Raw genomic sequence first — 23,915 nt, 5'->3', positions numbered from 1 at the left:
TGAGACTGCTAAGGACGCGGGAAGTTTAAGGTTCGCCGGAGTTCTTCTCTTTTTTTGAACTTTTTAAAGTTTAAAAAAAGGTTATATTTTTGTGTTTTTTTATTTAATTTAACTTCATTTTTCAATCCCGCCCCTCTACAATGAAAGTGGAGACTTTTTATTTAGGGATAAGTGTGTGTTGAAGAAATCCATTTGGACACGTTTGCTGCTTTTGCCGCTTCTGCTGACCGCCTGTCAGTCGCAGTTGCCTACGAGCACGACTGCTTTCCGCACACTGCAAGCCACAGCCACGGCTCCCCCTGAAGCTTTGTTTCAGGAACCTGCGGCAGCCCCTTTCGTTCAGAGAACACGTCAAGGACTACTCTTGGCCTATCAGGGGCTTGAAGCTTCTCGCCGTCAGATTTTTGTACGCCGTTCACACGATGGTAAAAATTGGGCTTCGCCCGTTCAAGTCAGTCAGAACAGTTTGTCTGTTACGCACCCTCAAATCATTGAAGATGCCCAAGGTAAACTCAAACTTTTTTATCACAGCAATGAAAGTGAAGCCTGGCAGCTTTATCTCTCTGAATCCAAAGATGCTCAAACCTGGACACCGCCTCAGCGTGTGGCTTTGCCTGAAGCACAGATTTCTGATTCGGCTTTGCTTTATACCCAGAAAGAATATTTACTTTCTTATCAGGCCTTTGGGGGCGGGATTTTCCTGACCCGTTCTGGGGATGGGCATCAATGGAGTGCTCCTGTCCAGATCAGTGCCAGCGGTGAGGCACCCTCTCTGGTGCGTGATGCCCAGGGGCGTTATGTGCTGGCCTATGAGGGCCCGACAGAGAGTGGCTGGACGATTTATTCCTGCTCTTCACGTGATCTGAAAACCTGGAGTAAGCCTCAGGTCTTGGGTACAGCTCAGCGCTCCCGTTGGGGGCGTCTGGTCAGTGGCGGGCAAGGGGTTGTGCTTGTCTTTTCCGCTCAAGCAGAAAATGGGGCCTGGGAGCTGTACAAACGTCGCTCAACAGATTTGCTGAATTGGAGCGAACCTGAGCAATTGACGCATAACGGATTGCGCAATGTAAATCTTCAGCTCAGTCCAGCCTCTGCTTCTACGGCCTATTTGGCCTGGGAAATGGCACAGCCTGATTCACCTGTTTCTTATTTAAATATTCAACAGCTCAAGTTTTAGCCCTTATCGCTGAAATTTTGGTTCATCATCCCTGACAGATTTTACTTTTACCCATTTAAAAATTAAACGTTGATGGCTTTCTGTTGTTTACTAAATGCTTTTGCCAAAAATAAAGCCCTCTCAAAGTGAGAGGGCCAACCGAGCCAGGGGCACATGGGTAGACGGGAAAAGTTCTTTGTTTACAAAACTTAATCTTTCTACATAAATATTCAACCATGAGAAAGTCTTCTCGTCAAGCCCCTTGCAGACAAATTAAAACACGCCGGAACATATGTTCCGGCGTGTTTTGTATCCTGGGAGGTGTTTTAGGCGAGTTGGCCGAGCGCACCTGCCTGGAGGGCCTCGCGGTTAAAAATCCCGCGATCTGTTACCAGGGCCGTGACCAGTTCCACTGGCGTAACATCAAAGGCAGGGTTATAGACCAAGGCTTCGTGGGGGGCCCAGCAAAGATTTCCCTGCATTTGTATCACTCCCCTTACTTCTTCAGGACTGCGTTGTTCAATTGGAATAGCGCTGCCATCAGGGCAGTTTGGATCGAGGGTTGAATAGGGGGCGACAGGATAGAATTTCAAACCATGATAATGGGCGTTCACGGCGGCGCTGTAGGTGCCTATTTTATTTGCGAAATCACCATTCAAGGCCACACGATCAGCGCCAAGAAAAACCTTGTGTATGGCCCCCTGACGCATCAGCATGGCGGCCATATTGTCGCAGATTAAGGTATAGGGAATTCCCAGTTGACTCAGCTCCCAGGCGGTGAGACGCCCTCCCTGGAGCAGAGGCCGTGTTTCATCCACATAGACATGGATTTGCTTGCCTTGTTCCCAAGCAGTACGGATTACGCCCAAAGCGGTGCCGATACCGGCTGTGGCCAAGCCTCCGCTGTTACAGTGTGTCAGGATCCTGTCTCCGTCTTCAATCAGGGAGGCTCCGGCTTCGCCCATTTTTAAACAGAGCGAAACATCTTCTTCAAAGATTTCAACAGCTTCGCTTTGTAGCTTTTGGGGTTCACTGCAAAGTGGCAGCAAGCGATCAATCGCCCACATCAAATTGACTGCCGTTGGGCGTGTCTGACGCAGTTTAAGCGCCAGGGAACGCAGTTCCGAAGGGTCACGGTGTTTGAGGCTGTAAACAGCCAGTGAGAGCGCTGCAGCGACTCCGATCAGCGGGGCTCCCCGTACTTTTAAGGCCTTGATCGCTGCCAGCATGTGTTCTGGCTCTGTGGCATCCAACCAGATTTCAGCGTGGGGTAAGGCCTGTTGGTCAAGTAAAAATATCCGCTCTTGTTCAAGCTTTAAGCCCAAAGAATGAAGGTTTTTCATGCGGGATGTTTCTCTTTCTTGTTTATAAATAAATATTCATATATTATTAATATCCTGAATCAGAATAGCTTTTCAGGTCCAATTCCCGAAAGATTTCTAATAATTTTTTTAAGTCGGCGGATTCAGGTGGGTTGACGCCACGCCAGAGGGCAAGTTCTGTCGCTGCTGTTACCAAGGGTTTTTCTGGGTAAACATGATCGCGGGCAAAATGGGTAAATTTTAAGATTCTAAACCCATCTAACCAACGAAAAAAACGTTGTCGAAAGACTTTCTCTGAAGTGCTGTTGGCTTGAATTTCATTGAGTTTTTCCTGTGTTTGACGGAGATCCAGCCAGGTTTTCAGGCTTTGGGGCAGGGCAGCAAAGAACGCTTCGATTTTAAGGGGGGTCAACGGATAAAGGCCGTCTAAGGCAAGTACCAGTTGGCGCAAATCTGCAAAGGTTTGAGGATGATATACGGGATACTCTGCTTGCGGGTGAAGCATCCATTCTCCCATGGCCCGGCCTGTCCCAAAGGGAACCCGATTTGAAATCCGGGGCGAGGGGAAAACAGTGGTTTGGTTCAACTGGCTAAAGCCTCCCAAAGGGATCAGCTTGTGCAAAAAATAGAAGTCTTCGCCAGCTTTTCGCCTGTTCATACCGCCTTGGGCCTGGTAAACACCGGCTCTTACGGCCATGCTTGAGCCGATGGTATGAAAAGCATGGGGAAGCTGAGCATAACGTAAGCCTTGAATATAATAGCGCAGATAAAGCTCATAGCGCAGAATGCCCTTGTAAAGGGCTTCGGGCAAATGACCGCTTAAGGGATGGGCGAAGTTGAGTGAACAGGCGGGAGATTTGGGAAATGTTTCAAAAAAATGCTGTTCTAAGGCCTCTAAATAATTGGGAGCTACGCTACAATCTGCATCCAGGCAGACAATCACGCCTTCAGGACAGCCGAATGACTGAAAGCGTTCAGCCGCCAGATCCATGCCGATTCTGCGGGCCAATCCTACGCCCGCATGTTTGGGGGGAAGATCGTGGGCATTGATAACGATGATTTCGAACTCGGGGCGTTTTGTTTGTTTCCAGGTTTCAATGGCTTGCTGGCTTTCGATGTGTCGGGCTTGAATTTCTGGGAGGGCATTTGCTGCGGCGTTCAATACCCAAATCACCTCTACGGCACTGTCGATAGGCGTATTGCGACTCAGACTTTCAAGCGTTGAAATTACGTCGGGTTCATTGTGGCTGGGGATGACGATACTCAACCTCAGTTCAGGTGCTGGTTTCGGAATTGGGGCTGTCAGCCAGTCAGAATTCAGGGGCATCCGGTCTATCTTTCCTGTTTGCGATATAATGAAGGCAGAAATTAGCATAGCACACGGGGCGAATCTGCTCTGTGAAGGACCTTTTCATGACACAGAATACCATTGATAAAACACACGAAAAAATTGATTTTGAACTGAAATGCCCTACCGATCCCGGTTGGGCCCAGGTGGTGGTAGATCAATTTGACCCCTTTTTACAGGATCATGCCAATTGTGAGCGCAAGGCATCAGCTTTGGCCATGAGCCTGATTATGAAATATTCTGATAAGCTTGAAATTATTCCCCATATGATTCGTTTGGCACAGGAAGAACTTGAGCATTTTCGCCAAGTCTATGCTCTGATGGAAGAGCGGGGGATCCGCATGGGCAAAGAGATCAAAGATCCTTATGTCAATCAGCTTTTAGAGGCTTGCCGTACAACGCCCGAAGAGCGTTTTCTGGATCGTATGCTGATCTCTTCGATTATTGAAGCCCGTGGCGCCGAGCGTTTTGCTTTGGTTTCAGAGGCCTTACCGGATGAGCGTTTAAAGGCTTTTTATCACCGTTTATGGGCCAGTGAACTGAAACACGGGCATTTGTTTGTCAATCTGATGCTCAACTATTTCCCGCGCGAAGTGATTGAAAAACGTCTGGATCAATTGTTGGAAGTGGAAGCCGGTATTATTCCCGGGCTTGAATGGCGCCCTTCGTTGCATTAACCACAGAAAGGTTTTGAACCATGTCTCACTATGATTTCAATCATTTTGTCCGCGAATTGGAAGCACATTTGCCAGCCGCTCATCGCCAGGAGCAGTCTGTTCAGATTGTCGCGGGGGCCATGCAGAAATTGCTCAGCAATGAGCATTTGCTGAGCTCTGAGTTTATTCAGTCTCTGCAGTTGGGGCAAACCGATGGGCAGGTTTATCACAGCCCGAACCTGGATTTTGTCGTGCAGGTTTTTGGCTGGCCCGTTGGGGTTGAAACGCCGATCCATGACCACGAGACCTGGGGGGTGATGGGGATTTACGCCCAGCAATTGGAAATTCGGGAGTATGATTTGGTGCCCACAGCCCAGGTCGGAAGCTTTGATTTACGGCAAAAAGCGCATTACCGCGCGGGTCGGGGAGCCATTTCTTATCTTCTCTCGCCTCAGGATGAAATTCACCATATCTCAAATCCTGGACCCGATTATGCGATCAGTATTCATATCTATGGCAACCCGATTCGGGGCTACCATCAGTTTGATCCAGAAGCCGGTCAAATCAAGCGTGTAGAGGCCTGAAAAAAGTTTTTATGTATTTTAAGTGACAAATAAAAGAAATAATTTTGTAAAATAACTATGTTATTGTAGTAATTACATCAGAAAGCCGTTTACGGTTCACTGGTGAGCCCATCAAAACTCTAGCTTAGCAGCCCTGCAAAGGGCTTTTTTGTTTTTTGTTTTTTAGTTAGAGCTTTAAAGTCAATGTCACAGGACAGTGATCTGAACCGGGAACTTGATCGAGAATCTCGGCTTTTGAAACCCAGGGCAGCAGATTTTGACTGACAAAAAAATAATCAATTCTCCAACCGATATTCCGTTCGCGGGCATTGACCCTGTAAGACCACCAACTGTAGCGATCTCGGGCATCAGGGTTTAACTGGCGAAAAGTATCCACATACCCCTCCTCAATATAACGATCCAGCATGGCCCTTTCTTCTGGTAAAAATCCTGAGGTATCCTGGTTGGTTTTTGGATTTTTGAGGTCGATTTCCTGGTGGGCGGTATTCCAATCCCCCGTAATAATCACTTTTCTACCCTGTGCAACTTCGCGATTCAGCTCTTCCAAGAGGGCTTCATAAAAATCAAGTTTATAGCGCACCCGGCCATGATCGCGTTGTCCGTTTGGAAAATAAATATTATAGAGTAAAAAATCCTCATGATCGCTGACCACGACTCTGCCTTCACGATCAAAACGTTCAATTCCCAAGCCCATTTTGACAGCTTTGGGTTCTTTTCGGGCAAAGGTGGCGACGCCACTGTAGCCTTTTTTCTCTGCCTTGGCCCAGTAGGTATGGTAGCCGTGTCCGCTCAGCAACTCCTCAGAGAGTTGGTCGGGCCAGGCTTTGGTTTCCTGTAAACAGAGCAGATCAGGTTGGGCGGTTTCTAACCACTCTAAAAATCCTTTGCGTTCGACAGAGCGGATTCCATTGACATTCCATGAGATCAGATACATTGCTTTGTTTTCCATTGCATACAGTGATAGAAGGGAATTCTATCACTGAAAACAGGCTTGCAGATCGTTAGAGTGGATCCTGATCGCTATGAATGTGGAGAAGGTTTTCATGAAAGAATACTCCAGTGATATGATTGCCAGTCAGATTGGCGTTCCTCAGCAGGCTGTTGAGTCTTGGGCTGAGGAGTTTCGGATTCCCTTTCAACAGCGGGGAGTCAGCCGCAATTTTGAGCAAGAAGCGTTCGATGTACTCAAAACAATTAAGAATTTGAAAGATTGTAATCGTGGCTTTGATACCATTCGTCAAAAAATAGAAGTGACGCATCCCGCTGTTTGGGACGGCCCTCCTGCTTCAGGATTGCCCTCTGCCCAGGCCCTTGAAAAATTGATTGGCGAGACCGTGGAGCGCTGCCTGGATCAGAAATGGGAGCAGCTCATGGGGCAGATTGGGAATTTGAATGATTTGGCTGAAAAATTTGCGCAGGCCAGTTATACGATTGGGCAAATGACAGAGCAGGCCCGTGCTCTTGAGGAAATCAACAGCCGTTTGCGTGCCCAGCTTAAAATTCTGCCTTCGCCCGATGAATGGACTGAATTGCAGGAGCGTGAAAAACTGTATAAAAAACTGCTCTATGATCTGCACAGTCGGGTGCAACGCCTGGAATATGGCGATCAGGTAGTGGAAACGCCTTTGGCGGTAGAAGGATTGCCTGTGATCGGGGCTGAGGTGATGGAGCGCGATACTTTGATTTAAATTATTTTACTTTTTTGTAAAATAGTGCTATGCTGCTTCTGATCTTCCATCAGGAGCTTTTTATGAAACGACTTTCAGCCTGTGTTTTTAGCCTCTGCTCAGTTTTTTTCTTGGCTGCTTGTAGCCCCTCGCTCTCTGAACCACCGGTCATGTCCCTGCGCTCTCAGGAGCAGATCCAGGCGGATCAAAAGGAAAGTATGGCCAAATCCAGTTTTAATTCCGCTGACCTCAGTGGCTGCTGGCAAGCGCGCCAGATCTTTCCTCCCCAGGGAGGGCCTGGGCCTGGCTTCATGCTGCGTAAGCTTTCAGAGAATGAATATGAGGTGGAATCTGGGGCAGATCAAGAGGCCCGTTTAAAAATCAAGGCCCAGCAAGTAGAACTCGTCCGTTCTGATGGCACTGTTGAGAAAGCTGAGACCCGCTTTGAAACCTTTCCCTATCAGATTGTGTTTGAAGCCGCAGCTCCTGTACCGGGGGGCTGGAACGAGGGCAATCGCCAAGGCTGGGAGTGGCTGGGCAAAACCTGTTCTTAAAAGATCGGATGCAGGTTGTGGTTTGACCATTCCAAGACCACAGGAGGGTGTTGGGGGCGATAATGCCGATCCAGGGACGAAGCATTGATATACAGTGTTTCAGCGTGTTTCAGAACCCCATAGCTCTCATGAATATGGCCAAAGACCACAGCTTTGGGGCGAATCTGCGCCAAAGCCTGATTTAAATCCTTGCAGCCTACCGATTGTCCGAGCCAGGTTTTATCCAGAATACCAGCAGGCGGGCCATGCACCAGCACGAGATCTGTAGCGTGTGGAATTTGCTGCCAATGCCTGCGAATTTCTTCGCCGCGCGAACGGTTAAAGGCCCAGTCAAAAAAACGGGGAGAGACTGGGCTGCCCCAGATTTTGAGCCCGTCTATTTCTACACCACTGTCTTCGAGATACAGGGCGGCATTGAGTAACTTGCGGGCTTGTTCGGGAGCCTGTTCAAAGAGAAAATCATGGTTTCCGGCGATCACAATTTTATGTGGGTGGGGCAGCGTCTTGAGCCAGGCGTTGAAGTCTTCGATTTCAGAGGGTTTGCCTCGTTTTGAAAAATCTCCTGCATGCAATAACAGATCACCTTCTGGAATTGTGAGTTCTGCATGGCGGCCATGGGTGTCTGAAATGCAGACCAGACGCATGTTTAAACTTCCTCTGGAGGGGGTGGGCTTTCGACGCTTGGCGTTTTCGAAGCCTTGCGCAGTACCTTAATCGGCTTGGGTTGAAACTTGGGTTTGGCCTTTTCTGCTTTTGGGTTTGGTTTTTCGACTTTTTCAGCTGGCGGAGGGGGGATCTGCGCAAATTGTTCGGGCTTGGGAGTTGGAATGGGCAGAAATTCTTCTTCAGGAAAATCAGGCAAGGCCCCAGGTGCGTTTTCTAGAACCTCAGAATCCGAAGCCTTTGTTTCCTGTTCTGTAGAAAGCGAGCGCAGGCCCAGAGCGGTTGCCAGATTGGGCGTTTCGGGTTCTGCGACAGGCGGCAGGGGAGGGGGAGCCGGGGGCAGATTTTTGGTGTTGCGCTCAGGCAGTTTATCGCCCTTGCGAAGTTTTTCAAGGCGCTCCATGCGATCATGCTGTTCTCGCACCCAACTGGTACGCCCATCGAGATAGGTCAAATAATTCACAAATTCTTCTTTGCGCCGTTCCTGAACATTGAAGGCTTGTTGGTAAATTAAGAGATCCTTGTGCAGAAAACGGCCCAGAGATTCTCCTCGGGAACAGTCAAAATGGGTGGGTTTGTCTTTCTCTTTTTCGTCTTCATATTTGAAAAAAGGACGTACATTTTTCATTTCATAGCGCTCTTTGAGAAATTCGTAGAGATGCTCCATGCTTTTGCCTGTGACATAGGCGTGGTGATGGGAAATATTTGAAAAAGCGATATAGCCAAAGAATAGACCCGGAAACAGCCCCCACCATTTCCAGAACCACCAGGCACCAAAGCTCATCGCCGTTAAAATGCCCAGCCCGCCGACCAGCGCATTCATGGCCGCTTGATGATAACCCAAGACCAGGCCATGTATTTTTTGAATCTGCTCAGATTTTTCCTGGTATTCAATGATTTTGGGATGGGTCTGTTGGAGCTGACGTTCCACCAGTTTGCGTTTTTCTTCATTGTCCTGAAGCAGGCTGGAAAAATACCCCTTGTATTTATTGAACATTTTCAGGCGAACCTGGCGCACGTCATCTGCCAATTGCAAGAGACCCGGATAATCCAATTCATCGCGGTTACGCAGCATCAGCATCTCGCGGGTGTGGCGGTCAGCGATTAAAACATCGGCCAGCTCTTTTTCTTCTTCCCAGTTGCTGAGCAGATCAGTTGCTTCATTGAGCACTTTTAGTTCAAACATGACTTCTTGAACGGCAGTGATGCGCAGTCGCGATTGCAGTTCTTTGACCTCAGAGCGGATATGATTCAGGCTGCGATCACTGTCAAGCTCATGAAAGCGTTTGGGCTCTTTTATCACCATGCGCTGAAGCTGTTCCAGACGCAAAATAATATGCTGGGTCTGGCTGATCTCTCGAATATTGACAGGAAGTTTTTCCAGGGCTGTTTTTTCGTTTTGCTCACTCATGGCCTTTTTCCCTGAACCTATTGTAACCCAGAGCGTTCCTCTCGGGATGCGCGTCTGTGCTGTTGGGCTGTTCCATTTTCAAGTTTACCCGCAGGATTGTGGTGAAAATTTCTTGACAGATATCAAGGCAATTTGGCTTGTAAATCAAGGTTTTGTTGGTTTTATCGTATTAGCATAAAAGTTACGCTAAACTGCTTTTGAGCCCTTCGAGGGTAAGGCAGATTTGCTTTTCTTTTTTGAGCTTTACAGACAGAATCATTACGTGGTGGGGGTATTCTTGTGAGAAAGTACAATCAACAGGCAGAGAGACCTTTTCTTGTCTTTTCGACGATACTCTTGGCTGGTTGGGTGGCGTTGATGCCCTTTTCTGCTCTTGCCCAAACACCGAACCCACTGCCTGAAACAGAGCATTATACCCGCAAGCATATTTCTTTTTTTCTTGAAGAACCTGATTTTCCTTTGAATCAGGTGGTTGTGGATAAGTTCAGAGCGCAAATGATTCGCTTTGATTACCATTTGATCAGTTCTCAGGTGGGAGGCGATTTGCTGCGCTTTTTAAGCCAGGTGCAGCGTCACCAGCGCGAAAAGGCTGGTGAGCTTGCCGCTTCAAATCGAAAGCAGTTCAGTTCTCCAGAGCAGGGAGAATTGAGATTGGGTGAGAAGGTCGTGACCTGGTCTGAAACCCAACAGATTGCCCAAGCTGCTTTTGTGTTTGGAACCCACTGGGATTTCTCCCCGGTTTACCTCAAAGGGCCGACCATGCATGTGATTCAAGAAAATGAAAAGGGTGAATTTAAGCACCCCGATTTACCAGCGGATGCCTATACCCGAATTCGGACAGTCAAAAAGAAAAAATACAATCAAAAAACAAAAAAAGAAGAAGACATTGAGGTCCGTGAGTTTCTCTATTGGGAAGTAGGAGCCGGTACTGATCTTTCTTTCTTGCTGCGGATTTTCAGATTGGCCACAGAACCTGAGCAGTATCTGCAGTGGTCAAATGGTTGGTATATTGGCAATAACTATGTGGTTACCCGCGAGGATATGGCTGCGGCCCGTAAATTGGCTCCCAAACCCCGTCAGTTTGACCCGGAGTTGAGTTCAGATCAAAATTATCTGCTTAAAATCCGTCGTTTTCAGGCCATGCTGGAAGTGGTGCCTGCCGATCGCTATATGGATCAGGCCGTGCGTGAACTGCGTTTTTCAAATGCTTGGTTTGGGGCTTTGAGTTCGGTTTTGAAACAGGATGAGGCCTTTAAGTTAAAATCTGAAGTGGTTGAACTGTTTAAACCTCAGGACCGTGCTCAAGCCAGTTTTGGTGAAAAGGAATCGGCTGCTTCACTGGGGGTGAAAACCCGAGATTGGCTGGAACAGGTCGAGTGGGTTGAAGAGCAGGGATACCGATCGAAAAAAAGTTTGGGTCTGGTGCGCATCAGGGGGTTTTATCAGGATGATTTTCTGGTTCAGCCCATGTTCTTGGCGCGGGATCTGGAATTGGGAGATCGGCTGGACGAATATCCTTCTAAAAATTGGCAGATCAATTTTGCGGGGGGCTATTATAGCTTTCCAGGGCAATTATCAGGAGCGAGTTTAAATCTGGATTTAAGCTGGGCAACAGGCACACTGACGCCCTTCCAATTTCAGCAAAGAATTCAGGAGAAGCTGGCCCTTCATCCAGAAAAGTCTGAACGGGATCTGGCGCTAGAAGAGAGCTTGGCATGGGATTGGGATTATTTTGGCGGGGTAACTCTGCCCTTGGATTTTAAAACCTACGGAGTGAGTCAAAAAATATTTTTTGATCTGCATGCCGGTTTGCTTTGGCGTAAATATGAAAGGCAATGGCATTACAGTTGGGGGGTGGCCCCCATGCTGGTGATCAGCAGTCAAAAGAATGAAAACAGTTCTTCGGATGCATCCAGTGACACTTCAGGTTCAGAACGCAATACCCTGCCAGAGGCCTTTGGTTTAAAAATTCTCGCTGGAGCGGGCTATGCTTTTAGCCGGAATTTTGGCTTGGAAACACAGGGCGGATTGATGTTTGCGCTTCCCTATGGGGTGGGTTGGCAGGCCCAGTTGCAGCTGCTTTTCTAAAAATTTTTTAAAAAATTTCCCAGCCCTCTTTATACGCGAGCATACAAATGCTATAATTGTGTATACGGTTTGTATAACCCTCTGGTTTGTGCATTCAGTGGATTTGATAGCCTGATTTGAAGGGCAAAAATACATCTCAGATCACACCTGAATGTTAACAGGGCGTTAATCGACAAGCGCTGGGCAGCCTCCTATACTGCTTTTAAATCTGAAACTAAAAAGGAACCTGAAAACATGAGTCAAAAATTAACTGTCTCTGATGAAAAACGCAAAGCCCTTGATCTGGCCCTCTCCAATATTGAAAAATCCTATGGCAAGGGTTCGATTATGCGTTTGGGTGAAAAACCCAATACCCGTGTAGATGCTATTTCAACCGGAGCCCTGGCTTTGGATGTGGCACTGGGTGTCGGGGGCCTGCCCCGTGGCCGTGTGGTTGAGGTTTTTGGCCAGGAATCAGGCGGTAAAACGACGATTGCCCTGCATGCGGTTGCGGAAGCCCAACGCCAAGGCGGGATTGCTGCTTTTATTGACGTAGAACATGCGCTTGACCCTGAATACGCCAAGGCGATTGGTGTGGATATTGATGCCCTGCTGGTTTCTCAGCCCAGTACCGGTGAAGAAGCACTTGAAATTACAGAACAATTGATCCGCAGTGGCGCAGTCGATATTATCGTGGTGGATTCAGTCGCCGCTCTGGTTCCCAAAAGTGAAATTGAAGGCGAAATGGGCGATGCCCATGTGGGTCTGCAAGCCCGTTTGATGTCCCAAGCTTTGCGTAAACTGACCCCGGTTACGGCCCGTTCCAATACTGTCGTGGTTTTTGTGAATCAATTGCGTGAAAAAGTCGGCGTGATGTTTGGAAATCCTGAAACCACGCCGGGTGGCCGTGCCCTGCGCTTCTATTCTTCTCTGCGTTTAGAGGTTCGTCGTGCTGAATCTGTGAAGCGTGAAGGCGAAATGGTGGGCAATAACGTCAAGATCAAAGTAGTGAAAAACAAAGTGGCTCCGCCCTTTAAAACTGCTGAAGTGGATATGGTCTATGGCAAAGGTATTTCCCGTGAAGGATGTGTTCTGGATTTGGCCGAACAGCTGGATATTATCCAAAAGAGTGGTTCCTGGTATTCCTATCAAGGCGAAAAAATTGGCCAAGGCCGTGAACGCGCCAAAGAATATCTGATGGAACACCCCCATACGGCGCTTGAGATTGAAAACAAGGTACGTATCCACCACAATTTGCCTTCCCGTGTGGATAAGGCTTTGGGCGCGCCTCCTGCACCTGCCGCTCCTGCGAAGGGCGCCAAAGAGGGAGCCAAAGAGGCTGCTGAAGAGTTGGTCAAGGCCTAATCTCAGCACTCTGTTCTGATTTGTTTTTGTGAATCCATCGTCTCCGGGGGCAAAGCCCCCGGTTTTCTTTTGGTTGGTTTTTAAAGAACGTCTGAGAGCATGTTCTGTGAATTTCCATCCCCTGGAGAACCCTCTGCCTGTATCGGAATAGAGAGTATCACATCTGGGTTTCTAAGATTCTGCTGAGCTTTTGCAATCCGCTCAGCAGATTTTGCATTTCGGCTTCTCCCATTTGAAGCGCCAATTGGGCTTCCATTGTTTTTAAAATTTTCAGCCCATGCAGCAATGATTTTTTGCCCTGTGGGCTGAAGCAGACCCGCTTTGCGCGCCGATCATGGGGATCGGCTTGCAGTTCAACCATACCCAGACTTTCCATTTCATGCACCAATTGACTCACCGCTTGCTTGCTGCTTCCCAGACGCTGCGCCAGATCGGTGATGCGGGTTCCTTCCAGATCAAGATAGGGCAAGAGGCGGGTATGGGCTTCGCGCAGGAGGGGGGCTTGCTGTGTTTGAATTTGAGTCAGTGCCAGGGTATTCCAGAGCCGGGCGGATTTAAACAGCAATTGGGCGACACTTTCACTTTTCGCCTTTTCAAGCACCAAGGCAAATTCATCGGCTATCATTTAGTAAACTTTCTTGACTAATTTATCTTTTTCTTGCAAAATAAATAGTAAACTTACTTGACTAAATGAGCAAGCGAAAGGTCTGGTTAGGCATGAAACTGAATCCCATTGCTGAAAATATCTGGGTGATTGAACATCCTTTTGAAGTGATGAAGGTCAAAATGGGAACCCGCACCACCGTGGTGCGTTTAAGCAATGGCGGGCTTTGGCTGCTCTCGCCAGGCTCAGGCTTGGGAGCACTTCAAGCGGAATTAGAAGCTTTGGGGCCCGTCGAAGCCTTGGTGGCTCCCAATACCATGCACCATTTGTTTTTACCGGAGGCGGCCCGGCTCTTTCCTGAAGCCAAAGTCTATGGGCCGACAGGTTTAAAACGCAAACAGCCCAGCTTGGCGATTGAAAGTTTGCAGCCAGAAGCACCGGCACTTTGGGCTGAAGATATTCAGCAACTGCGTTTGGAAGGGCTCAGTTTTTTGCAGGAAACCGTCTTTTTTCATGTCTCCAGCAAAACCTTGATCCTGACAGATTTGGCCTTTAATTTGCAGCACAGTGAGCATGCCTGGAGCCGTTTGTTTCTTCGTTTGAATGATGCTTACGGCAAATTTGGCCCCAGTCGGATGTTGCGAAAAATGGCACTCAAAGATCCCGTCGCACTGGGGCAGTCTCTGGAGCAGGTTTTACAATGGGATTTTGAAACGATTGTGATGGCCCACGGAGAATTGGTGCAAAACCAGGCGAAAAAACGGATGCAAGATGCGTTTTCGCGCTTGGAAATCTTAAAGAGCTGAGCTTATTGCTTGATTTGCAGCCGCATAATCGCCATACATTCCTGTTGGAGTTCTTCAGGTGTGCCACGATCGCCTGTGATAACGACGATCTCTGAGACGGATTTGCTGCTGATCAGATAGTTGAAGCGAACCTGTCGTTTGAAGGCTTTTTCGCCGCGCAAGAGCTGGTAATCCACACTGATACGCATATAGGGTTGGCTGCCGGTATATTGGATATTCAAATTTTGAATGGAAGTGAACTGAAAGCCTGACGGTGTAGTTTGGGCGGCACTCATCTGTCTCAGGGGAGTGGGAGCCAAGGCCTGCTGGAGGGGGGCCGTATTGCAGGCGGTTAGGGTCAATAGGGCTAAAAAGGGTGTTAAAAATTTCATAGACAGAGAGCTCTCCTACGCAAATTAGATAGTTTTCTTATCGCCGCTCAAAGCACCAAACAAGGTTATATAAGCATTAAGTTTTTAATAAACTTCAAGGGTGTAGATCGTTTCGATTTGCTTTCAAGCTCAGGCGTTGTTACTTTTCATTGGATTCTGAACTTGAAAGATCTTCTAATGGAATTTCCTTTATGCTATATGCAGATGTATCAATCGACCCATTCAAGTATGGACTGGGCAAAAGCAAATGGCTGATTACATTTCTTTCGCTTCAGGCTTTGACTCAGCACTTGTTTGAACAGGGGCAATTGGTTGTGACTTATTCCTGAATGATATTGTGACCCGTGACAAAATAGCGGTCATAAAATGGTTCTGTGTATTTTAGCGAGGATGAATGATGACTTGGCCCCCCGAAGTGCATTTGGAGAATTCACTTGATCAGCAGGTGTATCAGGCCCTGCTTGAGGGAAATATTGCTGAGATTGTGAATTTAGATAAGCAGGGGATTGATTGGAAAAAGCTTGTATTTCCGCCTCTCTATATATCAAAGATTCACCGTCAAACCCCAATTGGTGATTGGTTAGCTTCTTTTTTTTCTAGCCGATTTCCTGAGTCAGATCCCAAAACTAAAGTTTATTCTTATAAATTTTTCTATAATTTTTCTGACTTCTGTCTTCTTGATAAAGCATGTGATGAAAATGACAGTAAACTTTTACAAGAATATTTTTGTCTAAACTCTCAATGGCATAAGGTATATTTTGATCCAATATACTATGCTATTCTCTTTAATCATTTTGAAATTGCAGATGGACTGATCAATCATGGAACAAATGTGAAGAGATGGCCTCGTTTACTTTGGGAATTATTTATGCGTGAATATGATCGCTTTTGTGATGATGACTATCATTGTGGTTTTTTATCTCCGCGGAAAGAGAGTGTACTCTATACGATTAAGGCTGGTGCTGAATTAAATTATTATGATTCTTCAACCAGTTATTTTAGAAAAACAGGAACAGGCACAGTTTTGGATTTCGCCCGTGAAATTGAGTTTGAACCCATCGTCACGGCCTTGCTTGAGGCTGGGGCCAAGACCGTGGCAGAGCTCATGCAAGAGCAGTTGTACTGCCCCCTGCCCTTTGACCCAGCCACAGCACAGGGCATTCCCTTTGCGGGATAGTTTAAAGGGCTGCGACCTCTGCTTCGCTTAACCCCGTGTACTTGCAGATACTGGCCACAGGCATTCCATCAGCTTTCATCTGGCGGGCAGTTTCAAGTTTACCTTCAAGTTTGCCTTGTTGTTTCCGTTCAGCCAGCTCCTGCTCAAGATCGGGTTTGACCAACTCCAGCATGGTTTTTCTCAGTTCCTGACGTTCTGCAGCCAATCCCATCTTTTTAAGTACCTCCTGAGAATCCAAAGGGTGAATCAGTTCCATGATGGTGAGCATGGCTTCCAGCCAGCTTTGTCTCTGTTCTGATTCTAACACGGCCTGAAAGATTTGCTGTAAAGGTTCACCCGATTTAATAAACAGTTTGAGCTGACTATATGGTAACTCTAATGGTAAGCGATTATACGCCACCAGATAGAGGGGGAAAAGCGTTTTGGCCTGCCAGAATCCGGGTAGAATTTCGGTGATGGCTATCTGGTAATGGGCCAAAGCCTGTTCAAGCGTGGGGGTTAAACTCGGAACTACTAACCAAGAGCTGAGATGGGCCTCGTAGCCAATTTTGAATTTGACCCGATAAAGCAGGGTATAGGCCAAAAGGACTTCAAAATCTCCAGGTTTCAGTGGGTCTGCAATTGATTTGAATTCAAGCAGATTCTGATCGGTTAAATATTTCCAGAGGGGGTGAGTTTGCCATTCTCCCTGCTGATCCTGAGGGGAGATGATCACCAAGTCCGCCTTGAGGGGGAGCTTGCCCAGCTTGGGATCTTCAATTACTTCCAACCCAAGCGTACCCAGAGTTTCACGCATCAATTGTTTGAATGCGTCATCCCAGGGAATATGTTCGGCTTTGGTGTCTGTCATGGCTGTATTTTAGCAGATTCACCCCTGTGCTACGGAGCTGTTTCAAACCCGTTTGCTTGCGTCTTTTCAGGGTTTTTAAGGATGCAAATAGTTCCGTGCTGCTTTGACACTCAAACGTTCCTGGCTTTCTACACACCAGGTGCTGAGCCGACTGCCATAAACACAGGCCGTATCGATTTGCAGGCATTGGGCCTGTTTCCAGCGTTTCAGACGCGAGACGGGGGTATGCCCTGAAACATGCAAACGGTTTTTGCTATCGGGGGAGACACGGGGTGGCGTGCGGTTCCAGATCAGCGAATGGCTGTGCTGTAAAAAGGCTTGGGCGGCGCCAGCGTGTTTATCGCGAAGAGGGCCCAGTTCCTGAATCAGTTTGAGATCCTGGGGGCGGGCCAAGGCGTGGGTCACAATCACCTCTTCGTTTTCCCAAACATAGGGCAAATGCAGTAAAAACTGCAGGGTTTCAGGGGGAATCAGCCAGGTACCGGGTTGGTGAGGGTCGCAGCCATAACTGCTGAGGGTTTGGTAGCCTCCCTGGCTGAGCCAGAGGCTGCGGGCAAACACGCGGTAGTCTTCCCAGGGCAACCAACGGCTGAAGCCCTCCTTGGCTTCCCAGGTTTTGCGGTAATTGTTCAACCAGGCCGGCCAACCTGTGCTGTCAAAATTCCAGGGAGCCCATTCCCACAGGCATTCCAGCATCATCAGCTCATGGTTGCCCATGACCACGGCATGGGTGCCCGCCCGGACACCCGCCCCAAAATGGGCAACAACCTTGGCCGAGTCGGGGCCACGATCAATCAGGTCTCCGACCGAAACAATCAAGGGGCTTTGCCCGCGGTGGGCAGCCTGTTTGTAAATCTTTTCTTCCAGGCTGAGCCATTCCTGGTAACAGCCATGGATATCCCCCACCAGATAGGTGGCTTGTGGTTTTTTGCTCATCGTATCTGTACCGTGCGTAGAAAGTTTTCCATTTCCCGAACTGCCAAGGCTTCTTCAAAGATCAGCCCCGATTTTTGCAGAATTTTTTCACGTAAGGCTTGATTGTATTCAGCATCTGTAGCAATTTTGACCGCCGTTGCAATATACGCTTCGGGGCTTGAAACGATGCACTCTGTGATGCCCATCTTGAGATAACAGGCCTGGGTGATGCGCCCGTGGAGTCTTTCACCTGGCAAGGTCACCACAGGCAAGCCCAAAGCCAGGGCTTCATAGCTGGTGGTGCCGCCCCCAAAGTAGAGTGGATCGAGCATTACCTCTCCAAGCAACAGCAGGCTGAGAAAATCGGCGGGATTGAGTTTGGGCAAAAACCAGATCCGAGGAAGCTGTTCGGGCATTTCGGCTTCAAACCTGAGCAAAAGCGCATCGCGATTGGCAGGCAGATCGGGGTTGGTTACCAGCACCAGCTGTCCTTCAGGATCCTGTTTGAGAATGCCTGCCAAAATGGCGTCAAAATCAGGTTGCAGTTTGCTCATGACATGGGGGCAGAGGTAGAGGCGCCCTTCTGCTGGCAGGCCATAGTCAGAGCGTGGCCAAGGGGTGGGCTTTTCGGGGCGTGCGAAAAAGGTGGGGATGGTTTGATTCAGCACCAGTTGTTCGGAATACAAATCCTGTGGGTTTTCGGCTCTTTCCAGCAGATGACTGGAAAGAAAATAGTCCATATGCGGTTGGCCCGTGGTGCCCGAACTGAGCCAGGAAGTGACCTGAATGGGGGCCAGCCGATAGGCGGCCAGAAGGGTCTGGTTCATATGCGTGGTATTGGGCTCTGAGAAAAAGAGAATATCCAGATCGGCCTCCAGAATTTGCTGAAGGGCTTCAGGCACCTGATTGGAGAGCAGAATTTGTTCAAAGTCGCGTGTTTGCAGCATGGGGGAGAAATAGGCAGAGCCATATTCGCTCATGAAAATAAAGATCTCAAGCTCGGGGTCGGAGAGGCGTTGCAGAATGCCGATTAAAAATTTATGCACAGCGCCTGATTCGTATAAGACAAAGCCTACCCGGCGTTTGTCTGGGCGCAGGCTTTGGCGGGGCTGGCCTGGAAGGGGGGGCAGGCATTTTTGCAATAAACGCGCCAATTGCTCTCGAGGCACACGGGGGTCATGCGCCGTATAGGCCAGTTGTAGCAGGGCATGCCAGCTCAGAAAATAGCTTTCGGCATTGCTGAAATCTTCGTGAATTTTGTTTTCGGCTAAAAAGTGGGGATCGGCTTCAAAGGTCTGCAGGCTGTGCTTGAGTTTTTCGATCTGGGCTTCCTGGCTGGCCTTGTCTTTGGGAAAGAGGGACAGCAGTAGGGCCTCTTTCAGTTGCCAGGCTTCCCGGTCGGGCAGCTCAGGATCTTCAAGGGCCATCTGGTAGCATTTTTGTGCTTCGTCAGTATCGTCAATGCCCTCCATCAGACGCCCCACCTGACAGGCGATCTGGCTGCGCAAATGGGGATAGCTCGTTGCGATCTCGATCAGAAAGGCCATCATTTTATGGGGGTCTTGCCCAATCTTCAGGTGCAGCCAGGGCATCAGGGCCTGGGTGTTTTCGGGGTCAATTTCAAGTGCTTTTGAGTAGTATTGGCTGGCCTTGAGGGGCTGTTGCAAATAGGTCATCAATTCACCCAATTGGGTATAAACATCGGCACGGTCGGGCTGAAACTGAACAAATTTCAGAAAACTCTGCGAAGCCTGGGCAAATTGTCCCAGTTCTTTTTGCAGCATGCCTGCACAGTAATAGGCCTCGGCATATTGCATATCCAATTGTTGTGTTTTGCGATAATAGTGCAGGGCTTCTTCAAAGGCACCATAATAGCTTTGGTAAATTTGCCCCAGTTGAAAATAGGCGGCAGCAAACAGGGGATTGTGGTCAAGCACTTCTTTGAAGCAGAGAATGGCTTGTTCAGGTTCATGTTGGGCTTTATGAAGCAACCCCAGTTGATAACGGGCCTCACTGAAATCGGGAGCCAATTCCAGTGCCATTTGGTAGTGCAGTGCAGCCAGCCCCCATTGCCCTTCGGCATGGAGCTGCTGGGCTTCTTCAAAATGTTCGAGTTCTTCTTGCACGCGTTTTCTGCTTCCCCTGGCTTTCTCAATAATTATAACAGGGCTGGCTGCAAACGCTGTGATACTCCCAAGGCCTATTTGGGCAATGTGCTCCTGTGGGCACCCTGTCCCGGAATGGCTATTTCCAGAGTGTTTTTTTCGGGCTGCGGGGATTTGGATTCAGGCCCGCAGACTGACCGAACTTAAGAATTCGCAGAGTTCGCTGACAGCTGCCTGATCTTCAAACAGTTGATCGGCCTGGGCCAGAATTTCAGCGCGAATCTCGGCATTGCGTTTTTTATCCGAGGCAATGGCAAGGGCTTTTTGTACGTAATCCTGGCGATCTTTGGCAATGCAGGCTTCCAGGCCCATTTTGCGGTAGCATCCCAGGGTCACGCGCCCATGCAGGCGCTCAGGGTCGGGCAGGGTGATCATGGGAATTCCACTTCCCAGGGCTTCATAACTGGTGGTTCCCCCCCCGAAATAGAGCGGATCCAGACTGACATCCCCGATTTCAAGCAGATTCAGATATTCTTCAGATTTGAGGTAAGGCAAAAACCAAATCCGCGACATGAGCTCGGGGATATTTTGCTCAAAGCGTTGCAACAGAAGGCCCCGCAATTCCTCATTATTGGGGTTGGTCAGTAAAACCAGGTGGCCTTCGGGATCTGCGCGCAGGATCTCGGCCATCAGGGTTTCAAAATCAGGTTGAATTTTATGCATCAGATGGGGGCAGAGATAGAGTTGCCCTGTTTCGGGCAGCCCATAATCACTGCGCTGATATTTGCGAACCCGAGGGGGGCGAAAAAAATAGGTGGGCAGGGTTTTCTGTAAAACCAAGCGTTCTGTATAGTATTGCGCGGGGTTTTCAGGGGGCTCAACCAATTCACTGGAAAGAAAATAGTCAAGATGGGGTTGGCCGGTGGTGCCTGAACTGAGCCAGGAGGTGACCTGAACCGGGGCCAGCCTGAAACTTGCCAAAAGGCTTTGCATGCCCTGTTGGGCATTGGGCTCGGTCAGGTAAAGAATATCCAGTTCCAGATCACGAATTTGCTGAACGACTGCCCGAGGCGATTCCTGCAATAAATGGTACTGAAACTGGGGCTGCAGCCGCTCTGCTGAGAAATAGGCGGCACTGACCTTATCGGTATGCAGGATATAAATCTCAAAAATGTTCGTAGGCAGGCGTTGCAGCAGGCCCACCATGAATTTTAAAACGGCCCCCGAAGCACTCAGAACAAAACCGATGCGCCGTTTTTGCTTGCGCAGGGTAGCGTGGCGCAGCGGGGCTTGGGGGGGCAGGAGTTTGTGCAGCACCTGTCCCAGGCGACGACGCTCCTGGGCGGGGTTATAAGCGCTATAGGCCATGTTTTCGAGGGGCACCCAATTGAGCAGATAGAGCCCAAGATTGCTGAGATTGGTTTGAATGGGGGGAGCTGCTGGCAGTTGACGGTTTTCCCAGGCGATTAAACTTTGACGGGTCTTTTCAAGATAGTGCAATTGCTGGGCCTGAGAGCTGGGAAAAACAGGCACCAAAAGATCCTGTTTGAGTTCCCAGGCCAGCCGATCAGGGAGTTGGGGGCTTGCCAGAACTTTGCCGTAGCACTCGCGGGCTTCTTTGAGAAACCCTTTGTTTTCAAGCAGAAAAGCCAGATTGCGTGCCAACTCTAAACTTTCGTTGGGAAAGGTTTGTTCTGAGACTTGCATGAGTTGGTAAAACTGGAGCGGATTTTGACTGATCTCGGCTTGAACCTGGCGATCCAAAGCCTCCTGGTTTTGAGGGGCCAGACTGCTTGCTTTGAGATAGCGGTTATTGGCCTGTTGCTTTTTTCCAAGTTCAGCCAGCAGATCTCCGATTTCAAGTTGAACTTTGCTGTCTTCAGGTTGAAACTGCAGATAGCGTTGCCAGTTTTGCAGGGCTGAAACAGGTTTTCCCTGTTGGTATTGAACCTGACCCAGATGATAATAGGCAGGGGCGCATTGGGGGTTGAACTTGAGGGCCTTCTCAAAAGCGGCTTGGGCCAAATCAAGATCGTTTTGAGCTTCGAGATAGAGTTGGCCGACTTGGAGATGGGCGAGACTCAAGCCTGGATCCAGTTCCAGGGCACGCAGAAAAGCGTCAAGCGCCGCAGTTTGCTGGCCTGCCAGCTGCAGATCACAACCTTGCTGATAATACCTTTGCGCTTCGTTGGAAATCATGACGTGGGCTTTCTTTGTCTGTCCTTAGATTATACCCGAATTCTTTTTTTGCCCGTGAATTGCAATTTGCTGCAAAATATGTCGTAATAAAGGGCAATACCATCTGCATGATATTTGAGTCACAGAGGACGCATGGGCAATTACACAGATTTTTCGCGTGAGGATTTGTTAGCTCGGATTGCTGAACTGGAGTCTGAAAACGTGCGCCTGTGCGGTTCCGTGCTGCCCCCAAAAGCGTGCGGAGCGACGGTCTCCGTTCCAGAAGCGCTTGCGCCCATTTTTGAGCGGGCTCAGAACAATGTACAGCGTTATTTTCAGAATCTTGAATTCAGGCCAGAACAGGGCATGATTGAAGTCGACAACGAACGTTATGTTCTGATTCGGGCCTCTTCTCTTTCCTGTGATTTTTTCAATTATCTCAGCTATCTTTACAGTGATCGCGATCTGGAGACGGCCTTTCAAACCGGGCAGGATTTTCTCTTTGATATTGGGCATGTGCTGGGCATTGAGGATGCAAAATCTTTTCATGCACGCATGCACCTGCAGGACCCGATTGAAAAACTTTCTGCGGGCCCCGTACATTTTGCCTATGCGGGTTGGGGCTTTGTTGAAATTCTGCCGGAAAGTCGCCCGGTTCCCAATGAGCATTTCTTTTTGAAATACAACCATCCGTATTCCTTTGAGGCCGATTCCTGGATTTCCCGTGGGCAGCGTTCTCAGGATACGGTCTGTATTATGAATGCCGCCTATTCCTCGGGGTGGTGCGAGGCCAGTTTTGGGCTGCCGCTGACAGCGGTTGAAATCAGCTGCCGGGCCCGTGGGGATGCTGCCTGTAGTTTTATTATGGCCCCCCCCGATAAAATTCACCTCTATCTCCAAGCAGAGCTTTCGCAGGCTGGCGTTCAGGAAAAATCATCAACGCCTCTCTTTTTTAATCGTAAATTGAGTGAAGAACTGATTCGCGCTTCGCTGCAGGAAAAGAAAATCCTATTGCAGGAGATCCACCACCGGGTCAAAAACAATTTGCAATTGGTGGTGTCTTTGATTACCCTGCAAATCAAGCTTTTGCAGAATCTGGAGTCAGAAGAAAGTTTGCGCTGTACCCAACGCAGAATTGCCGCAATTGCCATGATTCATGAAATGCTCTACGAATCTGAAAATTTCAGCCAGATTCCCTATCGGGAGTATATTGAGCGGCTTTTAACTCAGTCGCTGCGGGGCATGTCAGATGGCGCTACGCCGATTGCGCTGAAACTTGAGCTAGAGGATATTTCACTTAAAATGGACACGGCCATTCCCCTCGGGCTGATTTTAAATGAACTGACCACCAATGCGCTCAAGCACGCCTTTGCCGATACGTTTCAACCGGAAATTCAGGTTTCGCTCTCTGAGCTGGCCCCGCGAAAATTTAAATTGCATTTTTGTGACAATGGTTCAGGGCTTCCCAAAGATTTGCAGATTGATACGCTCTCTTCGCTGGGGTTGCGTTTGATTCTGAATTTGGTCAGGCAGTTGCAGGGTGAATTGGAGATTATTCCCCAGGGGCGGGGAACCTGTTTCCAGATTTGTTTTGAAGAGGGGGGAGGGGCGTGAGTCAAAAATCAGAGCCCAGACTGATGATTGCCGAAGATGATTTTATTATCAGCCTTTTTTTGGAAACCGTACTCAAAGAGGCCGGTTACCCTGTTTTGGATCTGCTCAGTTCGGGTGAGTCGGTTCTGAAGGCCATTGAAGCTCAAAAACCTGACTGTGTCTTGATGGATATTGGTTTGTCAGGAAAACTCAACGGGGTTGAGGTGGCTTTGATTTTGCGTCAGAAATACCAGGTTCCTGTTATTTTTTTGACTGGGAACTCAGATATTTTGTTTCGTGAGGAGCGTTTGGTTGAGATTCAGCCACTGGCAACCTGGATCAAACCGATTGACGATCTTTTTATGTTGGCCGAAATGGAGCGTATGTTTACTGAATCACGAGAAAACGCCATGTAAACCGAATTCTTTGAATTTCAAAGCAGCTTCAATCTGTTAAAAGCAGGTCTTCATCCTGTACAATAAACACTATGTTAGGCCTTTCTCTCAGCGGTTTTTATTCTGATGTA

23 protein-coding genes are annotated in these 23,915 nt (G+C 48.6%); 12 read left to right on the top strand and 11 right to left on the bottom strand.

Features of this window, described 5'->3' with window-relative positions:
- Positions 1-124 precede the first annotated feature (124 nt).
- Complete coding sequence (locus tag COW20_18795) at positions 125-1,174, top strand: hypothetical protein (protein ID PIW45875.1); 1,050 nt, start codon at positions 125-127, stop codon at positions 1,172-1,174.
- A 305-nt stretch (positions 1,175-1,479) separates the two neighbouring features.
- On the opposite strand, the gene mtnA is transcribed toward COW20_18795, so the two are convergent.
- Positions 1,480-2,496, bottom strand: a complete 1,017-nt coding sequence (gene mtnA, locus COW20_18790) for an S-methyl-5-thioribose-1-phosphate isomerase (protein PIW45874.1) — start codon at positions 2,494-2,496, stop codon at positions 1,480-1,482.
- A gap of 46 nt (positions 2,497-2,542) precedes the next feature.
- Positions 2,543-3,850, bottom strand: a complete 1,308-nt coding sequence (locus COW20_18785; GenBank protein ID PIW45873.1) for a hypothetical protein — start codon at positions 3,848-3,850, stop codon at positions 2,543-2,545.
- Positions 3,851-3,888: 38 nt separating this feature from the next.
- Between COW20_18785 and COW20_18780 the strand changes: the two genes are divergently transcribed.
- Both COW20_18780 and COW20_18775 read left to right on the top strand, forming a co-directional pair.
- Positions 3,889-4,500: a tRNA-(ms[2]io[6]A)-hydroxylase gene (locus tag COW20_18780; protein ID PIW45872.1), complete on the top strand. Its 612-nt coding sequence runs from the start codon at positions 3,889-3,891 to the stop codon at positions 4,498-4,500.
- Between the two features lie 20 nt (positions 4,501-4,520).
- Positions 4,521-5,063 carry a hypothetical protein gene (locus tag COW20_18775; protein ID PIW45871.1) on the top strand — a complete coding sequence of 181 codons (543 nt, stop codon included), beginning with the start codon at positions 4,521-4,523 and terminating at the stop codon, positions 5,061-5,063.
- A 166-nt stretch (positions 5,064-5,229) separates the two neighbouring features.
- Here COW20_18775 and xth read toward each other — a convergent pair whose 3' ends face one another.
- The gene (xth, locus tag COW20_18770) at positions 5,230-5,997 is read right to left on the bottom strand and encodes an exodeoxyribonuclease III (protein ID PIW45870.1); all 768 of its coding nucleotides are present in this window, start codon (positions 5,995-5,997) and stop codon (positions 5,230-5,232) included.
- Between the two features lie 88 nt (positions 5,998-6,085).
- Between xth and COW20_18765 the strand changes: the two genes are divergently transcribed.
- Both COW20_18765 and COW20_18760 read left to right on the top strand, forming a co-directional pair.
- Entirely contained in the window at positions 6,086-6,751 is a 666-nt protein-coding gene (locus COW20_18765; protein ID PIW45869.1) for a hypothetical protein, read from the top strand.
- A gap of 62 nt (positions 6,752-6,813) precedes the next feature.
- Complete coding sequence (locus tag COW20_18760; protein PIW45868.1) at positions 6,814-7,284, top strand: hypothetical protein; 471 nt, start codon at positions 6,814-6,816, stop codon at positions 7,282-7,284.
- Here COW20_18760 and COW20_18755 read toward each other — a convergent pair.
- Positions 7,281-7,928 (bottom strand): metallophosphoesterase, encoded by a 648-nt coding sequence (locus tag COW20_18755; GenBank protein PIW45867.1) that lies wholly within the window; start codon positions 7,926-7,928, stop codon positions 7,281-7,283. The two genes, COW20_18760 and COW20_18755, sit on opposite strands and share 4 nt — an antisense overlap.
- A gap of 2 nt (positions 7,929-7,930) precedes the next feature.
- On the bottom strand, positions 7,931-9,358 hold the full coding sequence (locus tag COW20_18750; protein PIW45866.1) for a hypothetical protein: 1,428 nt from the start codon (positions 9,356-9,358) through the stop codon (positions 7,931-7,933).
- On the opposite strand from COW20_18750, the gene COW20_18745 reads away from it, so the two are divergent.
- From COW20_18745 to recA, 3 genes are all read left to right on the top strand, one after another.
- The gene (locus COW20_18745) at positions 9,357-9,536 is read left to right on the top strand and encodes a hypothetical protein (GenBank protein ID PIW45865.1); all 180 of its coding nucleotides are present in this window, start codon (positions 9,357-9,359) and stop codon (positions 9,534-9,536) included. The two genes, COW20_18750 and COW20_18745, sit on opposite strands and share 2 nt — an antisense overlap.
- A gap of 101 nt (positions 9,537-9,637) precedes the next feature.
- Positions 9,638-11,446, top strand: coding sequence for a hypothetical protein (locus COW20_18740; protein ID PIW45864.1), 1,809 nt, complete (start codon positions 9,638-9,640; stop codon positions 11,444-11,446).
- Between the two features lie 234 nt (positions 11,447-11,680).
- Positions 11,681-12,790: a recombinase RecA gene (gene recA, locus COW20_18735; protein ID PIW45863.1), complete on the top strand. Its 1,110-nt coding sequence runs from the start codon at positions 11,681-11,683 to the stop codon at positions 12,788-12,790.
- A 157-nt stretch (positions 12,791-12,947) separates the two neighbouring features.
- Here the strand turns inward: recA and COW20_18730 are convergent, their stop codons facing one another.
- Positions 12,948-13,415 (bottom strand): MarR family transcriptional regulator, encoded by a 468-nt coding sequence (locus tag COW20_18730; GenBank protein PIW45862.1) that lies wholly within the window; start codon positions 13,413-13,415, stop codon positions 12,948-12,950.
- Between the two features lie 65 nt (positions 13,416-13,480).
- Here COW20_18730 and COW20_18725 point away from each other — a divergent pair, with 65 nt between their 5' ends.
- On the top strand, positions 13,481-14,200 hold the full coding sequence (locus COW20_18725) for a hypothetical protein (protein ID PIW45861.1): 720 nt from the start codon (positions 13,481-13,483) through the stop codon (positions 14,198-14,200).
- A 2-nt stretch (positions 14,201-14,202) separates the two neighbouring features.
- On the opposite strand, the gene COW20_18720 is transcribed toward COW20_18725, so the two are convergent.
- Positions 14,203-14,571 carry a hypothetical protein gene (locus tag COW20_18720; protein ID PIW45860.1) on the bottom strand — a complete coding sequence of 123 codons (369 nt, stop codon included), beginning with the start codon at positions 14,569-14,571 and terminating at the stop codon, positions 14,203-14,205.
- Positions 14,572-14,968: 397 nt separating this feature from the next.
- Between COW20_18720 and COW20_18715 the strand changes: the two genes are divergently transcribed.
- Positions 14,969-15,748, top strand: a complete 780-nt coding sequence (locus COW20_18715) for a hypothetical protein (protein PIW45859.1) — start codon at positions 14,969-14,971, stop codon at positions 15,746-15,748.
- A gap of 1 nt (position 15,749) precedes the next feature.
- On the opposite strand, the gene COW20_18710 is transcribed toward COW20_18715, so the two are convergent.
- The 4 genes from COW20_18710 to COW20_18695 form a co-directional block, all read right to left on the bottom strand.
- Positions 15,750-16,598, bottom strand: coding sequence for a hypothetical protein (locus tag COW20_18710; protein PIW45858.1), 849 nt, complete (start codon positions 16,596-16,598; stop codon positions 15,750-15,752).
- A 75-nt stretch (positions 16,599-16,673) separates the two neighbouring features.
- On the bottom strand, positions 16,674-17,534 hold the full coding sequence (locus COW20_18705; protein ID PIW45857.1) for a hypothetical protein: 861 nt from the start codon (positions 17,532-17,534) through the stop codon (positions 16,674-16,676).
- Positions 17,531-19,639, bottom strand: a complete 2,109-nt coding sequence (locus COW20_18700; GenBank protein ID PIW45856.1) for a hypothetical protein — start codon at positions 19,637-19,639, stop codon at positions 17,531-17,533. The genes COW20_18705 and COW20_18700 overlap by 4 nt, the downstream gene beginning before the upstream one ends.
- A gap of 159 nt (positions 19,640-19,798) precedes the next feature.
- Positions 19,799-21,817 (bottom strand): hypothetical protein, encoded by a 2,019-nt coding sequence (locus tag COW20_18695; GenBank protein ID PIW45855.1) that lies wholly within the window; start codon positions 21,815-21,817, stop codon positions 19,799-19,801.
- Positions 21,818-21,949: 132 nt separating this feature from the next.
- Between COW20_18695 and COW20_18690 the strand changes: the two genes are divergently transcribed.
- Together COW20_18690 and COW20_18685 are read left to right on the top strand one after the other, a co-directional pair.
- Positions 21,950-23,410 (top strand): hypothetical protein, encoded by a 1,461-nt coding sequence (locus COW20_18690; GenBank protein PIW45854.1) that lies wholly within the window; start codon positions 21,950-21,952, stop codon positions 23,408-23,410.
- The gene (locus tag COW20_18685; protein ID PIW45853.1) at positions 23,407-23,805 is read left to right on the top strand and encodes a response regulator; all 399 of its coding nucleotides are present in this window, start codon (positions 23,407-23,409) and stop codon (positions 23,803-23,805) included. The genes COW20_18690 and COW20_18685 overlap by 4 nt, the downstream gene beginning before the upstream one ends.
- Positions 23,806-23,915: the final 110 nt, after the last annotated feature.

It is taken from the genome of bacterium (Candidatus Blackallbacteria) CG13_big_fil_rev_8_21_14_2_50_49_14, assembly GCA_002783405.1.
Classification (GTDB): Bacteria; Cyanobacteriota; Sericytochromatia; order UBA7694; family UBA7694.
This window is presented reverse-complemented; position numbering and strand designations above follow the sequence as displayed.

Bases quoted from the DNA above. Each gene is read 5' to 3' on its own strand.
- recA (PIW45863.1), top strand. From the start codon at position 11,681: ATGAGTCAAAAATTAACTGTCTCTGATGAAAAACGCAAAGCCCTTGAT.
- COW20_18730 (PIW45862.1), bottom strand. From the start codon at position 13,415: ATGATAGCCGATGAATTTGCCTTGGTGCTTGAAAAGGCGAAAAGTGAA.
- COW20_18750 (PIW45866.1), bottom strand. From the start codon at position 9,358: ATGAGTGAGCAAAACGAAAAAACAGCCCTGGAAAAACTTCCTGTCAAT.
- COW20_18745 (PIW45865.1), top strand. From the start codon at position 9,357: ATGGCCTTTTTCCCTGAACCTATTGTAACCCAGAGCGTTCCTCTCGGG.
- COW20_18785 (PIW45873.1), bottom strand. From the start codon at position 3,850: ATGCTAATTTCTGCCTTCATTATATCGCAAACAGGAAAGATAGACCGG.
- COW20_18720 (PIW45860.1), bottom strand. From the start codon at position 14,571: ATGAAATTTTTAACACCCTTTTTAGCCCTATTGACCCTAACCGCCTGC.
- COW20_18775 (PIW45871.1), top strand. From the start codon at position 4,521: ATGTCTCACTATGATTTCAATCATTTTGTCCGCGAATTGGAAGCACAT.
- COW20_18780 (PIW45872.1), top strand. From the start codon at position 3,889: ATGACACAGAATACCATTGATAAAACACACGAAAAAATTGATTTTGAA.
- COW20_18690 (PIW45854.1), top strand. From the start codon at position 21,950: ATGGGCAATTACACAGATTTTTCGCGTGAGGATTTGTTAGCTCGGATT.
- mtnA (PIW45874.1), bottom strand. From the start codon at position 2,496: ATGAAAAACCTTCATTCTTTGGGCTTAAAGCTTGAACAAGAGCGGATA.
- COW20_18705 (PIW45857.1), bottom strand. From the start codon at position 17,534: ATGAGCAAAAAACCACAAGCCACCTATCTGGTGGGGGATATCCATGGC.
- COW20_18715 (PIW45859.1), top strand. From the start codon at position 14,969: ATGACTTGGCCCCCCGAAGTGCATTTGGAGAATTCACTTGATCAGCAG.
- COW20_18695 (PIW45855.1), bottom strand. From the start codon at position 21,817: ATGATTTCCAACGAAGCGCAAAGGTATTATCAGCAAGGTTGTGATCTG.
- xth (PIW45870.1), bottom strand. From the start codon at position 5,997: ATGTATCTGATCTCATGGAATGTCAATGGAATCCGCTCTGTCGAACGC.
- COW20_18755 (PIW45867.1), bottom strand. From the start codon at position 7,928: ATGCGTCTGGTCTGCATTTCAGACACCCATGGCCGCCATGCAGAACTC.
- COW20_18760 (PIW45868.1), top strand. From the start codon at position 6,814: ATGAAACGACTTTCAGCCTGTGTTTTTAGCCTCTGCTCAGTTTTTTTC.
- COW20_18725 (PIW45861.1), top strand. From the start codon at position 13,481: ATGAGCAAGCGAAAGGTCTGGTTAGGCATGAAACTGAATCCCATTGCT.
- COW20_18765 (PIW45869.1), top strand. From the start codon at position 6,086: ATGAATGTGGAGAAGGTTTTCATGAAAGAATACTCCAGTGATATGATT.
- COW20_18710 (PIW45858.1), bottom strand. From the start codon at position 16,598: ATGACAGACACCAAAGCCGAACATATTCCCTGGGATGACGCATTCAAA.